This window comes from Desulfonatronum lacustre DSM 10312 (assembly GCF_000519265.1).
Classification (GTDB): Bacteria; Desulfobacterota; Desulfovibrionia; order Desulfovibrionales; family Desulfonatronaceae; genus Desulfonatronum; species Desulfonatronum lacustre.
On sequence record NZ_KI912608.1, the window covers coordinates 2472046 to 2488924 of the forward strand.

Consider the following 16879-nt stretch of genomic DNA (forward strand, 5'->3'; position numbering starts at 1 on the left):
TGTACTCCAGTCTGTTTCAGCACGTGATCAGTGATTGAAAACTTCGGCTTACCCGCCAGCAGCTACATGATGGTCTCGCCGATCTGAAAAATGGGCAAATACATGCTCACCACCAGTCCCCCCACCACGACCCCCAGAAAGACGATCATCATCGGCTCCAGCAGCGAGGTCAATGTTTCCACGGCCACATCCACCTCGTTGTCGTAAAAGTCGGCGATCTTGGCCAGCATATGGTCCAGGTTCCCCGTGGTTTCTCCAATGGAAATCATCTGGACCACCATGGGCGGAAAAACGCCCGTGGCTTCCAGGGGGTCGGCCAGGGTTTGGCCCTCGGCGATACTTTTCTTGGCTTCCAGGACACCGCGCTCCACGGTCTTGTTCCCGGAAGTCCTGGCCACGATGTCCAAGGCCCCAAGGATGGGTACCCCGCTGGAAACCATGGTACTCAGAGTGCGTCCGAATCTGGCCACGGCCACCTTGCGCAGCAGCGGTCCGAACACGGGCAGGGTCAGGACCCAGAAGTCCACCATGATCTTGACCCGCTCGACTCGATACAGCCGTTTGAAGATGATCGCAAAGGCCACGGCCCCCAGGAATATGTACAGCAGATTGTCCTGGGCGAAACGACTCATGTTGATCACGATCTGGGTCGGCAGCGGGAGCGCCGCGCCGAAATCCGCGAACATGGTTTCAAAGGTCGGGATGACGAATATCAGAATGATAGCGATGACGGCCACGGCCACGGTGACCACCACGGCCGGATAGACCATGGCCGACTTGACCTTGGCCTTGAGTCTGGCCGCTTTTTCCAGATAGTCCGCCAAGCGCAACAGGATCACGTCCAGAACGCCCCCGGCCTCGCCGGCGTTGACCATGTTGGCGTAGAGGTCCGTGAAGACCTTGGGATGCTTGCGCATGGCGTCGAACAGGGAACTGCCGCCCTCGATGTCATTGCGGACCGTGTAGAGCACCCGCCGCAACAGCTTGTTTTCCGTCTGTTCGCACATGATCTGCAAGGACTGCAAGATGGGCACCCCGGCGTTGATCATGGTGGAGAACTGACGGCTGAAAATGACCATGTCCCTGTCGGTGATCCTCCCCTCAAGGAAGGTGCCCTCCAGCAGATCCTTGGGTTTGGGCTTGACCTTGAGCTGGGTGAATCCCCGCCGACGCAAGGCGTTTTCTGCCATTTCCAAGGTCGGGGCGTCGAAGTCGCCTTTGACCCTCCGACCCAGCTTGTTGCGACCTTTGTACAGAAATATGGCCATTCCAGCGCTCCTGATCAGTACCCGGCAGCCCGGGCACAGTCCTGTGTCAGCTCCGCGGTCCGAACATCGCGGCCAACTCCGCCACGACACCCAGGTCGGCCGGCAAAAACGGCAACGCGTTTTCCGCCGGCGTCACCCAGGCCATGCTTTGGCCTTCACGGGGGAGGGGCTCCCCCTGAAACGCGTTTACCATGTAAAAAAATACGTGCACATGCAAATCCGGGTACCGGTGGACTCTATCCCGCCAAAGGCGGGAATCCGCGACACAAATTCCCAATTCCTCACGCAACTCCCGCGCCAATGCCTGATCCGGCGTCTCCCCGGCTTCGATCTTGCCTCCGGGAAACTCCCAGTATCCGGCCATATGCTTGCCTTCCGGTCGCCGCACGGCCAAGTACCGGTCACCGTGCCAGACAATTCCCGCCACGACCCGCAAGGGAGCCGCCTCTTCCTTCCATACCGTCATGAATTCCACCGATTAGCCCAAAAGACCGCATTTGACCAGAACGACCAAACCCAACTCTCAACTTCACCAATCAAAACATCTCTTGACGCCCCAACCAGGACAACCTAAACAACTCCCATGCGCCCGTAGCTCAGCCGGATAGAGCGTCGGACTTCGAATCCGCAGGCCGGGAGTTCGAATCTCTCCGGGCGCACCAAAGAAAATTAAGGGTTTAGGCATAACGCCTAAGCCCTTTTTTGTTTTTTTGTCAAAAGATTGCCAAAAAACGGCTTAAAAACCCGCCTAGCGAGCCAGAAAAAAAAGTTGGGTCTGGAAAGCTGCATCCGGAACTTTTCCAAGGGCAAGGAAGCGAACTTCGTCGTCCTGTATCCGACCTGCACGCCTTTGATGCGGTATCGCATGGACCGAACCACGTCGCTGCGTGAAAAACTCTTGGTGCTGATGATGCTGGGAAATGACCGTGCCGTCAAAACCTACCTGGAGGGCGAACCGGCCATGGCGAAGTAGATTTCAAGAGTGTCCGAACGGAAAGAAAGCCGGGGCATTGCGAAACGACTTGCCCGGACAAATTCTGGAGCGCTTGGCGAGGCACCTGGGGGCCATTTGGCCAAAAAAAAAAGCCCCCGTTTCCGGGGGCTGACGTCAGCGGTAATGGCGGAGAGGGAGAGATTCGAACTCTCGGTACGGGGTTAGCGCACACACGATTTCCAATCGTGCTCCTTCGGCCAGCTCGGACACCTCTCCTGCTTGAAAAAAGAGATTACCTAAAGAATTGTTCGGAACTTGGCAAGTGTTTTTTGACTCGAATATTGCAACATGGTTCCTGAAGCCGCTTAGCGCCCGTCAATACTGCTTTCGTCGCTTTTTGGACTTCCCTTGCGCCGGCTCCGGATTCTTCGGCTGCGTACCGCAGCCCTTGTTGGCCGGACCTCAGCCGGAGAAGCCGCCGCCTTTGCGCATGATGAACGCGAAGACGACTACCACCAGGATGATGAATATCGAGGACAGAATGGTTTCCATGACGCCTCCTTGTCTTTTCCGATCGGGTTCAAGGGAGTTTGGACTGTCTGGAGCTTTCCAGGTAGTCGTTAAGGATGACCACGGCAGCCTGCTGGTCGAGCACGGCCTTGACCTTACGGCCGCGACGGCCCCCGTCGCGCAGGTTGCGCTCAGCCTCCACCGAGCTGAAGGCTTCGTTCTGGAATACCACCGGGACGTCCGTCCGACGACGCAGGCTTTCAGCGAAATTGCGGACCTGGCGGGTGGTTTCCGTTTCCTGGCCGTTCAGGGCCTGGGGTAGTCCAAGCACGATGGTCCGGACGCTTTCCTCGACCACGATGGCCAACAAGTCGGCAAACAGCCGTTCACGGGTGGTCCGCTCCAGGGTCGCATAGGGGTGGGCCAAAAGCCCCAGGCCGTCGCTCAGGGCCAGACCCACCCGCTTTGTACCATAGTCGACGCCCAGCACACGCATGCCCAAGCCCGATTCCTTAGATCCTGGCAACTCCGGAATCCCGGGCCGCCTGCTCCACCCGTTCGGCCACGGCGTCGGCCACCCCCGGATGGAAGGCGCTGGGAATGATCACGCCCTGGGCCAGTTGTTCGTCGTCCACGCAATCCGCGATGGCCTGGGCCGCGGCCAGCTTCATGGCCTCGTTGATGTCCGAGGCCCGGCAGTCCAGAGCGCCCCGGAAGATGCCGGGGAAGCAGAGCACGTTGTTGATCTGGTTTGGGTAGTCCGAGCGACCGGTGGCGATCAGGCAATCCAGGTCCGCTATTTCCTCGGGCAGGATCTCCGGAATGGGGTTTGCCATGGCGAAGATGATCGGCTTGGGGGCCATCTTCAGCACGTCCTCCCGTTTCAACGTATCGGGTCCGGATACGCCCACGAAAATGTCCGCGCCCTTGATCACGTCGGCCAGAGAGCCTTGTTCGTTGTTCGGGTTGAAAATCCGGGCGCACTCTTCCTTGACCGGGTTCATGCCTTTGGTCCGGCCGCGATAGACCACGCCCGTGCGGTCGCAGGGAATGATGTTTTTCACCCCGGCCTCGGCGAACATTTTGGCGCAGGCCACTCCGGCGGCCCCGAACCCGTTGACCACCATTTTGAGATCCTCAATCTTCTTGCCGGTCAGCTTCAGGGCGTTGAGCAGGGCAGCCAAGGCCACCACGGCGGTACCGTGCTGGTCGTCGTGGAACACCGGGATGTCCAAGCGCTTCTTCAGTTCCTGCTCCACGATGAAGCAATTGGGCGCGGCCACGTCTTCCAGGTTGATTCCGCCGAAGGTCGGAGCGACCTTTTCCACGAAGTCGATCAGTTCTTCCGGGGTCGTGGTCTTCACGCACAGCGGGAAAGCGTCCACCCGGCCAAAGGCCTTGAACAGCACGGCCTTGCCTTCCATCACGGGCATGGCCGCCAGGGGCCCGATGTTCCCCAGCCCCAGAACCGCGGTGCCGTCGGAAACCACGGCCACGCAGTTCTGACGGATAGTCAGGTCAAAGGCCCGCTCCGGGTCTTTGTGGATTGCCTGGCAGACACGGGCCACGCCGGGCGTATAGGCCATGGCCAGCTCGTCCGCGTTGTCCACCGATAACGTGGGCGCGATTTCCAGCTTGCCGCCGTCGTGAATGGCCATGGTCGTGTCCGTGGCCCAGGAATCCAGCACGCAGGGCAGGGCCTGCACCGCGGCGACCACCTTTTCCCCGTGTTCCACGGACGTGGCGTAGAACTCCAACGAAATTTCCTCGGCCTCCCCGTCTTCGCCCACACGGAAAAATTGGACCAAGCGCGCGCCTTCACGGCCCAAGGTCTCCAACAGCAGAACGCGATTCTCCTGCTTCTTCTCCAGCCGGATATCCATGGTAAAACTGTAACTTGCGGAAAAATGGGTGCTCATGGTGAGTAAGGCTCCTCTTGCTAAATGGTTATTATGATACCGTCTCACCGCTCCGGAACAAACCGGGCCTGAGTGATGCGTTTGACGGCGTTCTTTTCCCAGTCCGGGCCGCCGAGCAGGGAGGCGAGGTATTCGACGGTGTGCCGGACCTCCCGGGGGCGTCCCAGTTCGTTCAGGCATCTGGTCAGCCCGATGCGGCAGGACGGGCATCCGACGAGGATCGGCTCTGGGGAATCCACCTGACTGATGTCCGTGCGCAACTGGTCGATCTTGCGCCGGCGCAGCTTGTTGTAGATGGCCGGGGAGGTCATGGCCCCCAGACCGCTCTCTCCGCAGCAGTGCGGGCTGACGCGGACCTTGGCGTCCAGGAGCTTGCTCAGGGATTCGGCATAGGTTCTGGCCGCCTTGACGCCCTCCACCCCGGACCATTCGGCGTGACACGCGGCGTGATAAAGCAGTTCGCGCGAACCACCGGCCTGGAGAGATTGGATCAGCGATCTGTTCTGTTTTTGGGCCTGCTTGTGTCCCTGTTTCTGACTTATGCGTTGAAGGAGAAACTGCAAGGCGTCCTGGTGCTCCAGGGCCGGGCCCGAGGACGAAGCCAGATTGTAGTCGCGCAGCCCTTCCCGACAGGAGCCGCAGGCCGTGATCACGTGGGAAACCGTGAAGCCTTGGGCTCTGACCCTGTTCAGCAGGCGGTTCAACGCGGCGATGTTTCGTTCCCGGTTGGCCCCGAAGGCCTGTTCGCCGCCGCTGGCCAACAGCGGATACCCGCAGCACAGATGAGCTTCGGGCAGGATAACCTGACAATCCGCGTCCAGGAGCAAGGAGATGGTGGCCAGGCCGATGGAACGGAAAAACAGTCCGGCGCCGCATCCGGGAAAATAGAGTACGGTTTCCTTGTTCGGGATCGAGCCGCCGTTGCCGGCCGGGAGAAAGACGCTGCCCTTGGCCAGGTTCAGGCTCTCGGACAGGTTCTTCATCTCCATGCTCGGCCCCTTGCCCTGGAGCAGCGGGCTCTCGGCCCGTCGACGCCACTTCGAGGGGATCAGCCCCACGGCGGTGTTCTGGATGGCCTGGCCCACGGCCAGAAACTTGGCCGCTCGGGGCAAACGACACGCCGGGTCCTTGGCCAGGTAGTCCAGGATGCGGTTCTTGAACGGATGGCCGTCCGCCCCCTTGCCTTTGAGATAGCCGCGCAAATCCAGAATCACATCCGGGGTGTTGATCTTCACCGGACAGGCGGACATGCATTTGCCGCAGCCCGTACAGTGCTCCATCAACCGTCCCAGTTCCTTGAGCAAACGCTGATCCGGCTGTCCGGACTGGAGCTGGGTGTAGAACACCGCCTCGATCATCGCCCCCATACTGATGTTCTTGTTCCGGGGATGGAACAAAAGCCCCTTTTCCGGGAGATACATGGGGCAGACCTGCTTGCACTTGCCGCACCGGGAGCAGGTCTGGATGCTGGTCAGCAGCTTGATCAGCCGCGCCCGCTCCGGCAGGCCGCTTTGGCGCAGATCCTGAATCAGACGGTTAAAGGAAAAGGTGAACGGCTGGACCAGCTGCTCCCGGCTGGTCAGCTTGCCGGGGTTGATGATGTTCCCGGGATCGACCTTGGCCTTGTAAGCCTTGAGGGCCTTAATCTTTTCCTCGGGCAGAAAGGCGATCTTGGTAATCCCGATGCCGTGCTCCCCGGACACCGCGCCCTTGAGTTCCAGGACCTTTTTGAAAACCTCGCCGGCCGCTTCCTCGGCCTGGTGCAGCATGTGCGGGTCGTTGGAGTTCACCGGGATGTTCACATGGCAGTTGCCGTCCCCGGCGTGCATGTGGTTGGCCACGATGACCCGGGTCCCGCGCATCCGGGAGAGGATGGCGTCCAGCTGGGCTTGCCGTCGGGGATAGCGGTTGCGCAGATCCTGAAAAAAGAACTGGGTCTGGATCTCGAACTCCTGGTCGGAAAGCTCCTTGGCCGAGATCTCGCCGCGCAGGATCCGGGCGCAGTAGTCCAGTTCCATCTCCACGAACTCGTCGCTGTCCGGCAGCCCGTCCAGGCCGCCCACTTCCTGAAGCGCCTTGCGATACGCCTTGGCCAGGTAGCGCAGGTTCAGTTGCTCCAGAAAGTCGGAAAACTCCGGAATCACCTTCAAAGGGATGACGATGTCCTCGTTGATCTTGAATCCGCTGGTCCGGCGGGTGATGGCGCTCAGGCGGTGTCGATCCTCCCAGAACACCTCGGCCTGTCGGGCGTCCATGGCCGTAAACACCTCCACGTTTTCGTACGGACCGACAATGTCCACCACCATGTCCACGGCCTCGTCCAGAGCCGCTTCGTCGTCGGAATCCATCTGGATCAGCAGCACGGAGATGGGGTCGCCCTCGTAGCGGGAGGATTTTTTCTGGTACTCGATGGCCTGGACGTACTTCGGCCCGAACTCCTCCAAGGCGGACATTTTGACCAGGTCGCCCTGCTCCCGGATGGTGTCGCGCATGCCCACCAGGTCATTGATCACCAGCATGGCCGGGTGCATGCTCCGTCCGAAAAATTCCAGGCATAAGGTCCGGGAGAAGGCCGGCTGGGGATACAGGGTGAAGCAGGCCTCGGTGATCACCCCGTCCACGCCTTCCTTCTGAATGCCCGGCAGCCCGCCCAAAAATTTATTGGACACGTCCTTGCCCAGATCCGCGCCCCGGATGTCCCCGCCGTGCAGGGCAATGGATTCCGTGACCCGGCCCTGGTCGTCCAGGATTTCGAACACCGCGGTTTCCTGAGGTAGAATCTTGTGCCGGGGATGATCCTTGCGGCGCACCTCGATGCGCTCTCCATTGGGCAGGACCATCACGTAGCTGAGAAGGTTGTCCAGGGTGGTCCCGTACTCAAAGGCAAAGGGCCCGCCGGCGTTCTCGGAAATGTTTCCGCCCAGGGACGAGGCGGCCTTGGAGGCCGGGTCCACGGTGAACAGCAACCCCTGGGCCGCCGCGGCCTGAATCGCGTTCAGGGTGATCATCCCGCTCTGGGCGCACAGGACCTTTTCCTGAACATCAATGTTCAAGACGGCCTTCATCCGACTCAGGCTGAGAATCACCGTCCTTCGACCGGCCGGAATGGCCCCTCCGGTCAGGCCGGAGCCGCCCCCCCGGGGCACGAGACTGAACTCCAGCTCATTGGCCAACCGGATGATGCACTGAACCTGTTCCGTGTTTTCCGGAGCCAGAACGAGCAAGGGCAGTTCCAAGCGCAGGTCCGTGGCGTCGGTGGAACACTCCACCAGGGCGTTGGGATGATTGTTGACGCACTCCTCCGGCAGGCACTGCCGGAGGCGCTTGATCAGGTTCTGCTTGAACGTCTGCTCCGCTTCGTAGTCCCGCCAAAAATGCTCCACGGCCTCTTGCAGTGCCGTGGCGTACTCCGGAGCCAGAGACGGGACGATGACCGCCAACTGGTTGTCCACGCTGCGACGGACCATTTCCTGGGGGATGAACGGGTTGTAGCGCAGCAGAAACAGCTCGGCGGCCAGGTCCACGGCCAGGGTGCGCACGGTTTCCGGCCAGGACTCGACCTGGTCCTGGGTCAGATTGAAAACTCGGGGCAGAAGACGGATATGGGGGACGGAAAGATGGGGTCCGCGCTGGGTCATGATGGGTACCAACTTGAAAAAGGCGAAAAAGAAGAAATGTTAGTCAAGACGCCATGGAAACACAAGGCGGCCTTTTTCGCGATTCAAAGCAAGAAAGTACGGCGTGATCAGCCGCGCTGGAGCAGGATTTTGCCGTACATGGTCTGGCCCAGGGAGATGCAGCCGTCGTTGGGGGGGAGGTGGGCGTGGACCAGAGGGGTCAGGCCGCGCCGGGACAGGGCCTCGGGCAGCAGCGTGCTCAGGGTGGCGTTCTGCATCACCCCTCCGCTCAGGCCCACGGTGCGCGTACCGGATTGCTCGGCCAGCAGGGCGGCCAACTCGGCCAGCCCCTGGATCAGGCCCAGATGAAAGCGCCGGCTGATAGCCCCTATCGGCACCCCGGTCTCCCAGTCCGCATGGACCTGACGAAACAGCAGCAGGGTGTCCAGCCGCACCGGATCACGGTCGGCCAGCACCGGGCAGACGTAAGGCGTGGCCTGATCGTCGAGGTCTTGAACCCGCTCCAGGATAATCGCGGCCTGTCCTTCATAGGCCATGACGTGCTTCAGGCCGAGCAGGCCGGCCACGGCGTCGAACAGGCGACCGCAACTGGTGGTCGTCGGGCAGTTAATCCCCTTTTTGAGCATGGCCCCGACAAAGGCGTCAGCCTGGGAGTATTCGTCCAGCCAGGGCCAGGGGCGATTTCCAGGGGCCGTGACCCCGATGCTCCACAGGTAACTCCTGGCCATGCGCCAGGGTTCCCGGGCCGCGGCCTCGCCGCCGGGCTGGGCCACCGGCGTGAAGTGGCCCGCGCGGTTGAACTCTCCGCTTTGCGGGTCCACCAACAGGGCCTCGCCGCCCCAGATGGTCCGATCCGTGCCCAGCCCGGCCCCGTCCAGGGCCAGCCCCAGACTTGGCTCCTCGTGCCGATTCTCGGCCAGGACCGAGAGGATATGGGCCACATGGTGCTGCACCTGGGCCAGGGGCATTCCTTGCCGCTCGCTCAGCTCCTTGCCATGGCCGGTGCTCATGTAGTCCGGATGCAGGTCCGCGACCAGCATTTCGGGCTGGACCCGCAGAATGGATCGCAGGTGGCTGATGGTGTCCTGATAAAAGGAAAACGTTTCCAGGTTGGTCAAATCCCCGATATGCTGACTGACAAAGGCCTGATCCCCCTTGGTCAGACAGACCGTGGCCTTGAGTTCCGGCCCCAGCCCCAGCACGCACGGACCGCCGCGGTTCAAAAAAATCGGCGACGGCGTGTATCCCCTGGCCCTCCGGAGCATTTCAGGCCGCCCTGTCTCCCGGTTCACGCGCAGCACCGAATCGTCGCAACGGATCAGGATGTCCCGGTCGTGGAGCAGGAACAGATCGGCCAAGGGCGCAAGACGTTCCAGGGCTTCCCGGTTGCCCAGGGCGATGGGTTCGCTGCTCAGATTGCCGGAGGTCGCCACCAGGATCGGGAGCCGCTTTGGCCCGGCCGCTTCCCGAAACGCGTCCAGCAGGACATGATGCAGGGGCGTGTAGGGAAGCATCAGCCCAAGGCGATCCGTGTCCGGGGCCAGATGCTTTGAGAGCGCCGGCCCAGCGACGGAGGTCAGGCGCTGTAAGAGTACAATGGGCCGTTGGGCGGACAACAGAAGCTCCCGCTCCACCGGGTCCGCCTCCACCACCCTGAGGGCGGTTTCCAGGTCCGGAGCCACCACGGCCAGCGGTTTTTCCCAGCGCTGCTTGCGCCGTCGCAACTCGGCCACGGCTAAATCGTCCCCTGCGTCGCAGACCAGGTGGAATCCGCCCAGGCCCTTCACGGCCAAGATTTTTCCTTCGGCCAGGGCCGTGGCCGCCGCGCTCATTGCCGAGCCTCCCTCGGCCAATCGTTCCCCGGACGGCGAACTCAGCCAGACTCGCGGCCCGCAAACCGGACAGCAATTTGGCTGGGCGTGAAACCGGCGATCCAATGGGTCTTCGTACTCCCGCAGGCAGTCAGGACACTGCGGGAAACAGGCCATGGAGGTCATGGGCCGATCGTAAGGGATGCTCCGGGTGATGGTCAGGCGCGGCCCGCAGTTGGTGCAGTTGATGAAGGGATAGCGATAACGGCGATCTCGCGAGTCGAACAGTTCCCGCAAACAATCCGCGCAGGTGGCCGTGTCCGGGCTGATGAGCACCTGGTGGCCATCTCCGGCCGTACTTTCCAGGATACGGAAGGCCGCTTCGTCCGGCTGAGGTGCGATCCGTTCGGTATGCAACGAGGTGATCCGGGCCAAGGGCGGCAGGGCTTGCCGGAGTCGGTCGCTGAAGGAGGAAGTCGCGGCGTCCGGTCCCTGGACCTCAATGATCACTCCCTCGGGAGCGTTGCGGACGAATCCGGTCAACCCGGCCCCCAGGGCCAGCTTGTACACCGTGGGCCGAAAGCCCACGCCCTGGACCTGGCCGGTGACCACGAGACGATGACGCGTTAAGGAATGCATGGGTGCGGGTGGGGCGATTTTGGCGGTCCGGCCCGAAAAAACATCCTTCAGGACGAGATCAAAAATGCCCCGAGGCGGAACAAACCGCCTCGGGGCACGGGGGAGGGAAAGAAAAGTCGGTGAAGATGGCGGCGTCCTACAATCCGGAGAGCATGTTCTGCTCGCCTTTGCTCAGCAGCCGGTCCAGGTCCAGCAGGATCAGCAGGCGGTCGGCCAGCTTGCCCACCCCGCTGATGTATTCGGACTCGATGCCGGAAATGATCGGTGGCGGCGGTTCCACGGTGTTCGCCGGAATGCGCAGCACCTCGGACACCGAATCCACCACGAAGCCGATGATGACGGAGTTGATCTCGATGACGATGATCCGGGTGTGCTTGTCGTGGTCCTGGGCGGCCATACCGAAGCGTTTGCGCAGGTCGATGATCGGGATGACCTTGCCGCGCAGATTGATCACACCCTCCACGAAATCCGGGGCCTTGGGCACCCGGGTGATGCCCATCATCCGGATAATTTCCTGGACCTTGAGGATCTCCACCCCGAATTCTTCGTCGCCGATGTGAAAGGTGACCAGTTGGAGCAGGGCGCTGTCCTTTTCCTGCCGGGCATAATGTTCTTGCATACGATTTCTCCCTAAGCGGTGAACGGCTCAGTGACTGTTCGGAACTATCTATCAGCTGAAAAGCAGACCGGCAACACTAAACGTTCTTCAGTTCCCGAACAAGGTTTTGCAGCTCCTGGGCCTGCCTGGCCACTTCGGAGATGGCCTGGGCCGACTGGTTCATGACCTCGCTGGTTTCCGAAGCGATCCGGTTGATGTCCTCCACTCCACGGTTGATCTCCTCGCTGGTGGCGGACTGCTGTTCCGCGGCCGTGGCAATGGATCGGACCTGATCCGCGGCCTGCTCGGCCAAGACCAGAATTTCCTTCAGGGCTTCGCCAGACTTGTTGGCCAATTGGGTGGCTTCCTCTATGGCGACCACGGACTGGTCCATGCCCTGAATGTTGTTCCGGGTACCCTGCTGAATGGCGGAGATGGCCTCGCCCACTTCCTTGGTGGCGTTCATGGTCTTCTCGGCCAGCTTACGCACCTCGTCGGCCACCACGGCGAACCCTCGGCCCGCGTCTCCGGCACGGGCCGCCTCAATGGCCGCGTTCAGGGCCAGCAGGTTGGTCTGGTCCGCGATATCCTCGATCACGTTCATGATCCGCCCGATCTGTTCGGCTTGCCGGCCCAGGTCATTCAGGTTCTCCTTCATTGCTCCGGCCTGCCGCTGGACCTTGTTAATAGCGTTGACTGAGGCGCTGACCACGTCCGCGCCGTTCACCGCCTTGGTCCGGGCCATATCCGAGGCCTCGGCGGCCTGGGAGGCGTTCTTGGCCACTTCCAGGACAGTGGCGTTCATCTCCTCCATGGCCGTGGCCGTCTCCCCGGTCCGGGCGCGCTGCTCCTCGGATCCGCGGCTGGCCTGCTCCACCTGGGCGGCAAGCTGCTCGGAGGCAGACGTCATTTGTTCCACCACGCCTTCAATGCTCCCTGCGGCCTGAAGCATGCCGTTTCGTTTGGCCTGCTCGGCCTGGCGTTTGGCTTCCTCGGCCTCCTGGGTGGCCAGGTTGCATTCATGGGCCTTGCGATCGGCTTCCTCGGCTTTGTCGTCGGCCTCTTGGATCTTGGCCTTCAAGTTGGCCACCATGGTTTTCAAGGCCTGGGCCAATGTGCCGATTTCGTCCTTGCTCTTGATGTCCAGCTGCTCATCCAGTCGACCTTGGGCCACCAAGGTAGCAAAACTGGTGGCGCGTCCGATGGGGCCGGACAAGGTCCGGGCGAAAACCGCGCCGACGGCGATCATCACCGCGCCGATAATCACGCTGACCAGCAAAATGGACGTCAAAATGCTGCTTTGAGCCTGCTCGATGACGCTGCGCTCGACCCCGATGAAAAACATGCCGCCCACGTTACCCGTCGCGTCGATCAGTGGCCAATAGGCCGTATCGTAGTTTCGCCCCAGAATCAGATTTCGGTCGAAAAATGTCTGTTGTTGGCGCAGCACCGTGGAAATCACGTTCTGATTGTCCATCTTCGTGCCCACGACCCGCTGTCCGTCGCGCATGATGGTCGTGGCCAGCCGAGTGTCGCCCTCGAAAATCGTGGCTTCCACGCCGAAGCGCTGTTTCAGCTCATCGACGAACTGAAAGTTTCCAAGGTCGAATCCCGGCGTGACCACGCCGATGATCCGGTCTCCCATCTTTACCGGATACCCGGCACGAAGCGAAAATTTGATCACCGTACCCTGCTCGATACCCACGCTGGGCTGCCCCCGCAGAGCTTTTTGGACGTTAACCTGCCCGGCAACACTGTCTCCGACATTTTCTGAATGCCCCCTGGACACAACCACGCCGCGGGCGTCGGAAAAGGTCAGAAAGTCTATCCCGGTTTGTTCAATCACGTCTCGGGCCAGGGCGCGCAGGAAGCCGGTGTTGTGCTCATCAATGGCGTGCTGCACCTCGAAATTGGCGGCCAAGAGCATGCCCACGGTTCCGAGCAGCACCTCCCAATCCTTGATCTCCGCCTCCACGGCCCCCTTGAACCCGCCGAGTTCCTCCAGAGCTTTTTCGTCGAATCCTTTGGTGACATAGTGGTTCGTGGTCAAAAACAGGACCCCACTGGTCAGGAGAACCGCCAGGACGATGATGCCGATCAGCTTACCAAAAATTGGAATACGCATCTTTTCAAGCCCTCCCAGGCTGCAAAACAAGATGGAAACGTTAGGAACCGATTATCGGCCGGTTTTGAAATATCTTTAACCCCAGGAACGGCGCGAGACGTGCCGTCCCAGCCGTTGCCGACAATTCTTGCCAGAACGACCCCAAAAAGCACAACTAAACATTGTGAATAATATCACAACGCCACAATCCTGTAAACACAACAGAGTAAACTGAACGGCTTGCCTCCCAAACCAGCCGTTGGGATCAGCGAAAGTCGTTTTGTTTGTACACGAACTGAAATATTTTGCTTGCCACCCTCCCTGCTTTTGGATATAATCACACTCTTTTTGAAAGTTTCTCTCACGAACGCAAATCCTAACCGTCGTGAGTCCGGGAGGTGAAGACAACTTGCCAGGAATTGTTTTGAGTGAAAACGATCACTTTGATTTTGCCTTGCGTAAATTCAAGAAACAGGTGGAAAAGGCCGGCATCCTTTCCGAGCTGAAAAAGCGGCAGCACTACGAAAAGCCCAGCGTTCAGAAGAAGAAGAAGGAAGCCGCCGCCCGCAAGCGCGCCGTCAAGAAATCCCGAAAAATAAACACTTCACGATGAGCCTTCAAGAGCGGATCGAACGCGATTTCATCGCCGCTTACAAAAACAAGGACACCGACTTGGTGGCCGTCTTGCGCATGCTCAAGACGGTCGCCAAGAATCGTCAGGTGGACCTCCAGCGCCCCCTGACCGACGACGAAGTCCTCGACCTCGTGCTCAAGCAGATCAAGCAGCGCCAGGAATCCATCGACATGTACTCCAAGGCCGGCCGGGACGAACTGGCCGCCAAGGAGGCCGCGGAACTGGAACTGTTGCGCGCCTACCAACCCCAGCCCCTCTCCGCCGACGAACTGACGGCGCTGATCAAGACCGTGGTCGTTGAACAGGGGGCCACGTCCGTCAAGGACATGGGACGGGTCATTCAGGCGATCATGAACACCCACAAAGGGCGGGTGGACGGCAAGGCCGTCAGCGAACTGGTGCGGAACCGCCTTTCTTCCTAAAACACGCCCGGTTCCATTCTGCGATGGAATCCCGAACACTTCTTCTTCTCGAATTTCCCAAGATCCTTGAGGCGCTGGCCGCCTGTTGCCGTTCCGAATCCGGGGCCCGAGCCGCGAGCGCGGTAACCCCGGCTTCGACTCTGGAAGATGTCTCCCGTCGCCAATCCCGCCTGCGCCAAGCCTTGGCCTGGGTCGGCGAAACACGGGTCGACTGCCCGGGCTTTCCGGACGTGAGCGGGGTATGGGCCTATGTCCAACCCCAGAGCCAGATATCCCGCGTTCTGGACCTGGACGCCCTGTGGGCCTTGGGCCGGTTTTTGGCAGCGGCCAAGGAACTCCGGGGGGGGCTGCTCGCCACGGATGGGCCGACGAATGCTCCGAAGGACGCGCCGCGTTGGCCGGACCTGCGCCTGGAGGCCGAATCCCTCTCCTGGCCGGAACTCACCGCCGCTGCCCTGAAACGCTGTGTCGGCGACGACGGTCGGCTCAAGGACGAAAGCTCTCCGGAACTCTGGTCCGTGCGCCAGGAAATCCGCCGGATTCATCAGCAATGCACCAAACGGGTCAAGGACTTCGTCACGGATCAGGGTATCGGCCATTATCTGCAGGACGACTTCATGACCATCTCCTCGGACCGCTACGTCCTGCCGTTGAAAAGCAATTTCAAGGGCAAGGTGGCCGGGATCATCCATGATTATTCCCAGACCGGGGAGACCTGCTACATCGAACCGATGTTTCTGGTGGAGGTCAACAACAAGCTCCAGGAGCTGAAACAGGAGGAGCGGGAAGCCGAGAACCGCATCCTGGCTCAGCTCACCGGATTGGTCCGCCAGGAACTGGATCGGTTGCGGCCCCTCTTCCAATGGCTGACGGACATGGATCTGCTCCTGGCCGCGGTCCATTTGGCCCACCGGATGGAGGCCCGGCCCGTGGAGATTGCCCCGGACGGCGAACTGGATCTCAAGCAGGCCCGGCATCCGCTGCTGCTCCTCGCCGGCCATGCGGCCAAGCCCGTGGACATCCAGCTCAAGGGCGACCAACGGGTCCTGATCATCAGCGGCGGCAACGCCGGCGGCAAGACCGTGGCCCTGAAAACCGCCGGCCTGCTGGCCGTGATGGCCTTTTCCGGGCTGGCCGTAACCGCGGTCGAGGGCGGAACCCTGCCGCTGTGGCGGGACATCCACGTGTTCATGGGCGACGAACAGAGCCTGGAAGGTCAGTTGAGCACGTTCTCCGCCCAGATCAGCCACGTGGCCGCGGTCTGGGAGCGCATCGACGCCCGCAGCCTCGTTCTCCTGGACGAGTTCGGGGCCGGGACCGACCCCAGCCAGGGCGCGGCTCTGGCCCAGGCCGTGGTGGACGGCCTGCTGGACAAAGGCGCCTGGGCCGCTGTGGCCACCCACTTTCCGTCCCTCAAGGCCTACTCCCTGACCCGGGACGGCGTGCGCTCGGCCTCGGTGCTCTTTGATCCCAAAACCAACAAGCCCCTGTACACCCTGGCCTACGACCAGGTGGGCGCCAGCCAGGCCATGGAAGTGGCCCGGGAGTACGGCCTGCCCGCTTCGATCCTGGCCAAGGCCGAACAGTACCTGCTGCTGGACGGGGCGGACACCACCCGACTGGTGGAGCGCCTCAACGCCCTGGCCGTGGAGCGGGAGAAGGAACTGGCCGAACTCGCTGAACTGCGCGCGGATCTGCGTCAACGCAAGGCCAGGCTGCGGGCCGAATTCGACCGGGACAAGACGGCCCTGCTCCAGGACATCAAAAAACAATCCCAGGACGTGCTGGCCAGGCTGCGCGAGGAAAAAATCTCGCGCCGCCAAGCCTTGCGCGAATTGGCCGAAACCCGCAAGCACCTGGAGACAAATTCACGGGCCGACGCGTCCGAGAACCAGTCCCCCGCCACCTGGGAAGACTACCAGGTCGGCGACCAGGTCGCGTACCCGGCCTGGAACAAAACCGGGACGGTCCAGGAAAAGGACGAGCGCAAGCAGACCTTGAAGGTCGAGTTGGGAGGTGTGTCCCTCTGGCTATCCCATCGGGACGTTGCGCCGCATGGTCGCCAAGAGGAGTCTTCCCCTCCCGGCCCCGTCGCTGCAACCTTGCGCTCCGCCCAGGTCGCTCCGGCTCCCCTGCGCCTGGATCTGCGCGGCCAACGGGCCGACGAGGCCCTCAGCGAACTGGCCGCCTTTCTGGACCGATCCTTGCTACGCGGTTCGGAGCAGGTGGAGGTCATCCATGGCCGCGGCACCGGGGCCCTGCGTCGGGAAGTGCATCAATTTCTCAAGAGCCACCCGGTAGTCTCCGCGTATGCCGTGGCCAATGAGGACCAGGGCGGTGATGGGGTGACCGTGGTCACTTTGCGGTAAGACGGGCGACTTCCGGCAACGACAATTTGATGG

Annotated in this window: 12 protein-coding genes and 2 tRNA genes; 5 read left to right on the forward strand and 9 right to left on the reverse strand. The window is 61.3% G+C overall.

Annotation, left to right across the window (positions count from 1 at the left end; translation table 11 throughout):
* Window positions 1-62 precede the first annotated feature (62 nt).
* Window positions 63-1268 carry a type II secretion system F family protein gene (locus tag DESLA_RS0111695; RefSeq protein ID WP_028572590.1) on the reverse strand — a complete coding sequence of 402 codons (1206 nt, stop codon included), beginning with the start codon at window positions 1266-1268 and terminating at the stop codon, window positions 63-65.
* A gap of 46 nt (window positions 1269-1314) precedes the next feature.
* Window positions 1315-1734, reverse strand: coding sequence for an 8-oxo-dGTP diphosphatase MutT (gene mutT, locus DESLA_RS0111700; RefSeq protein ID WP_035261764.1), 420 nt, complete (start codon window positions 1732-1734; stop codon window positions 1315-1317).
* 119 nt (window positions 1735-1853) lie between these two features.
* Here mutT and DESLA_RS0111705 point away from each other — a divergent pair.
* Together DESLA_RS0111705 and DESLA_RS20195 are read left to right on the forward strand one after the other, a co-directional pair.
* Window positions 1854-1930 (forward strand) — tRNA-Arg (locus tag DESLA_RS0111705).
* 107 nt (window positions 1931-2037) lie between these two features.
* Window positions 2038-2241 (forward strand): hypothetical protein, encoded by a 204-nt coding sequence (locus DESLA_RS20195; protein ID WP_051434625.1) that lies wholly within the window; start codon window positions 2038-2040, stop codon window positions 2239-2241.
* Between the two features lie 145 nt (window positions 2242-2386).
* Here the strand turns inward: DESLA_RS20195 and DESLA_RS0111715 are convergent.
* The 7 genes from DESLA_RS0111715 to DESLA_RS0111750 form a co-directional block, all read right to left on the reverse strand.
* Window positions 2387-2478 (reverse strand) — tRNA-Ser (locus DESLA_RS0111715).
* A gap of 304 nt (window positions 2479-2782) precedes the next feature.
* Complete coding sequence (ruvX, locus tag DESLA_RS0111725) at window positions 2783-3208, reverse strand: Holliday junction resolvase RuvX (protein ID WP_028572592.1); 426 nt, start codon at window positions 3206-3208, stop codon at window positions 2783-2785.
* A gap of 16 nt (window positions 3209-3224) precedes the next feature.
* Window positions 3225-4631, reverse strand: a complete 1407-nt coding sequence (locus tag DESLA_RS0111730; protein WP_028572593.1) for an NAD(P)-dependent malic enzyme — start codon at window positions 4629-4631, stop codon at window positions 3225-3227.
* A 44-nt stretch (window positions 4632-4675) separates the two neighbouring features.
* A complete protein-coding gene (locus DESLA_RS0111735) occupies window positions 4676-8269 on the reverse strand; it encodes an FAD-binding and (Fe-S)-binding domain-containing protein (RefSeq protein WP_028572594.1) in 3594 nt (1197 codons plus the stop codon).
* Window positions 8270-8376: 107 nt separating this feature from the next.
* Complete coding sequence (hypF, locus tag DESLA_RS0111740; RefSeq protein ID WP_028572595.1) at window positions 8377-10719, reverse strand: carbamoyltransferase HypF; 2343 nt, start codon at window positions 10717-10719, stop codon at window positions 8377-8379.
* Window positions 10720-10855: 136 nt separating this feature from the next.
* A complete protein-coding gene (locus tag DESLA_RS0111745; protein WP_028572596.1) occupies window positions 10856-11338 on the reverse strand; it encodes a chemotaxis protein CheW in 483 nt (160 codons plus the stop codon).
* A 76-nt stretch (window positions 11339-11414) separates the two neighbouring features.
* Entirely contained in the window at window positions 11415-13442 is a 2028-nt protein-coding gene (locus DESLA_RS0111750; protein ID WP_028572597.1) for a methyl-accepting chemotaxis protein, read from the reverse strand.
* Window positions 13443-13830: 388 nt separating this feature from the next.
* On the opposite strand from DESLA_RS0111750, the gene rpsU reads away from it, so the two are divergent.
* Genes rpsU through DESLA_RS0111765 form a run of 3 tightly spaced genes read left to right on the forward strand, consistent with a single transcriptional unit; the run spans window position 13831 to window position 16846 of the window.
* Entirely contained in the window at window positions 13831-14034 is a 204-nt protein-coding gene (rpsU, locus tag DESLA_RS0111755; RefSeq protein WP_028572598.1) for a 30S ribosomal protein S21, read from the forward strand.
* Window positions 14031-14477 carry a GatB/YqeY domain-containing protein gene (locus DESLA_RS0111760; RefSeq protein ID WP_028572599.1) on the forward strand — a complete coding sequence of 149 codons (447 nt, stop codon included), beginning with the start codon at window positions 14031-14033 and terminating at the stop codon, window positions 14475-14477. The genes rpsU and DESLA_RS0111760 overlap by 4 nt, the downstream gene beginning before the upstream one ends.
* 23 nt (window positions 14478-14500) lie before the next feature.
* Window positions 14501-16846: an endonuclease MutS2 gene (locus DESLA_RS0111765; RefSeq protein WP_028572600.1), complete on the forward strand. Its 2346-nt coding sequence runs from the start codon at window positions 14501-14503 to the stop codon at window positions 16844-16846.
* The last annotated feature ends 33 nt before the right edge of the window (window positions 16847-16879 follow it).

What these genes read in the sequence shown, in the direction of transcription:
- DESLA_RS0111760 (WP_028572599.1), top strand. Translation starts at nt 14,031, where the DNA reads ATGAGCCTTCAAGAGCGGATCGAACGCGATTTCATCGCCGCTTACAAA.
- DESLA_RS0111735 (WP_028572594.1), bottom strand. Translation starts at nt 8,269, where the DNA reads ATGACCCAGCGCGGACCCCATCTTTCCGTCCCCCATATCCGTCTTCTG.
- ruvX (WP_028572592.1), bottom strand. Translation starts at nt 3,208, where the DNA reads ATGCGTGTGCTGGGCGTCGACTATGGTACAAAGCGGGTGGGTCTGGCC.
- DESLA_RS0111730 (WP_028572593.1), bottom strand. Translation starts at nt 4,631, where the DNA reads ATGAGCACCCATTTTTCCGCAAGTTACAGTTTTACCATGGATATCCGG.
- DESLA_RS0111695 (WP_028572590.1), bottom strand. Translation starts at nt 1,268, where the DNA reads ATGGCCATATTTCTGTACAAAGGTCGCAACAAGCTGGGTCGGAGGGTC.
- mutT (WP_035261764.1), bottom strand. Translation starts at nt 1,734, where the DNA reads ATGACGGTATGGAAGGAAGAGGCGGCTCCCTTGCGGGTCGTGGCGGGA.
- hypF (WP_028572595.1), bottom strand. Translation starts at nt 10,719, where the DNA reads ATGCATTCCTTAACGCGTCATCGTCTCGTGGTCACCGGCCAGGTCCAG.
- DESLA_RS0111745 (WP_028572596.1), bottom strand. Translation starts at nt 11,338, where the DNA reads ATGCAAGAACATTATGCCCGGCAGGAAAAGGACAGCGCCCTGCTCCAA.
- DESLA_RS0111765 (WP_028572600.1), top strand. Translation starts at nt 14,501, where the DNA reads ATGGAATCCCGAACACTTCTTCTTCTCGAATTTCCCAAGATCCTTGAG.
- DESLA_RS0111750 (WP_028572597.1), bottom strand. Translation starts at nt 13,442, where the DNA reads ATGCGTATTCCAATTTTTGGTAAGCTGATCGGCATCATCGTCCTGGCG.